Source organism: Desulfovibrio sp. 1188_IL3213, assembly GCF_036763145.1.
In the GTDB taxonomy this organism is placed as follows: Bacteria; Desulfobacterota; Desulfovibrionia; order Desulfovibrionales; family Desulfovibrionaceae; genus Desulfovibrio.
The window spans coordinates 1-1,523 of record NZ_JBAIYR010000498.1; the positions used below are offsets into that span (position 1 = coordinate 1).

A 1,523-nucleotide genomic window follows, 5' to 3' on the forward strand; every position below is an offset into this window, starting at 1 on the left:
CGGGCGTGCAGCCGTTCGCGGGTGCGCCACAGCAGCCCCGGCAGCAAGGCGCCCTTGATAAGCAGAACAGCCCCTGCCAGCAGGGCATGGTCCAGACTGAGCAGCATGGCCGCCAGCAGTATGCCCTGAAATGCGGTAAGGCGTATGAGCCACATGAGCCGTGTTGTGCCCAGCATGAGCAGGTTGTTCAGCATGAGCAGAAACAGGCAGGATTGTAAAAGAGATTCCATGCTTCTACCTCGCCTGGGTCAGAATGAGCGCCAGCGCCGCCATGGCCGATGCACCGCCGAGCAGGTAGGGTACACGGTCCATGCGCAGACGCGCCATGACAGATTCCACAATGCCCACGACCACGGCCAGCAGCAGGACTATGAGCACACGCAGCCCCGCCTGCTGCCACAGGGGCAGGGCGGGCGTAACCAGTCCGGCGATAAGGGCCGAAAAGAACCACAGCTTGAGGGCCGCGCCGTAAACAATCATGGCGAGATTGGGACCGGAGTGGTCCAGCACCATGACCTCGTGGATCATGGTCAGTTCCAGGTGAGTATTGGGATCATCCACGGGAATGCGGCAGTTTTCCACCAGCAGCAGAATGAAGAAAATACAGGGCAAAAGCAGCAGCTCGCCCCGGCCCATGGCCCAGGCTCCGGCAATCTGCCCCCCGAACATGGATGAAAGCGAAAAGGCCGCGTGCGGGCCGCGTCCCATGTCCAGGGTGACGCTGGTCAGCACCAGCAGCGCCAGAAAAAAGAGCGGTTCGGCCAATGCCGCGAAAGTGGCCTCACGGCTTGCGCCCATACCCTCAAAAGCCGAGCCTGTATCAAGCGCCGAAAGCATGATGGCAAAACGGCCCATACCCAGCAGATAGGCTGCCAGAATAAAGTCACCGCCGAAAGCCAGAGGCGAGGCCGCCCCGCCCAGAGGCAGCAGGGCGATGGCGCAAAGCGCGGTCGCCAGGGCTATAGCCGGGCCGCAGGCGAAAACCCAGGTGGTGGTGCGGCTGATGACTTCGCCCTTGCGCATGAGCCGCGCCAGATCATAGTAGGTTTGCAGCAGTGGCTTGCCGTGTCTGCCAGCAAACTTGGCCTTGACCCTGTTGATAATGCCGGGCAGCAGCGGAGCCAGAACAAGGGCCAGCGCAAACTGCACGAAATAGACGACGATGTCCTGTCTCATGCGCTCAGTCCCCATATAAGCAGGCCCACAACCGTGGTCAGAATGTAAAGAATATAGAGATGTATTTTGCCGTGCTGCATGATCTTGCAGGCATTGCACAGGCGTTCTATGCCTTCGAAAAGCGGGTCGTAGACGGAGTTGCGCAGGCGGTCGGGGGCGGAGACGCTCACGTCGCCCTTGGCGGGGAACAGCCGCGAATCCAGTTGCATGCGCACTTTCAGGCCCATACCGGGGGCGAATATCTTGCCGAGCGGCTCGGAAAATCCGGCATCGGTGTACTGGATGCGGGCCGTACCGCCCTGATAGCCGCAACCCCAGGTGGGCATGCTGCCCACGCTGCGCCGCCT

The 1,523-nt window shown here is 61.3% G+C and carries 1 protein-coding gene and 2 pseudogenes; all 3 read right to left on the reverse strand.

Annotation, left to right across the window (positions count from 1 at the left end; all coding sequences use genetic code 11):
• A pseudogene (locus V6C16_RS12995) lies at nucleotides 1-230 on the reverse strand (hydrogenase-4 component E); the annotation flags it as partial.
• 4 nt (nucleotides 231-234) lie between these two features.
• On the reverse strand, nucleotides 235-1,176 hold the full coding sequence (locus V6C16_RS13000; RefSeq protein ID WP_333543409.1) for a respiratory chain complex I subunit 1 family protein: 942 nt from the start codon (nucleotides 1,174-1,176) through the stop codon (nucleotides 235-237).
• A pseudogene (locus V6C16_RS13005) lies at nucleotides 1,173-1,523 on the reverse strand (proton-conducting transporter membrane subunit); the annotation flags it as partial. The pseudogene V6C16_RS13005 and the gene V6C16_RS13000, both read right to left, overlap by 4 nt.

Bases quoted from the DNA above. Each gene is read 5' to 3' on its own strand.
- V6C16_RS13000 (WP_333543409.1), bottom strand. From the start codon at position 1,176: ATGAGACAGGACATCGTCGTCTATTTCGTGCAGTTTGCGCTGGCCCTT.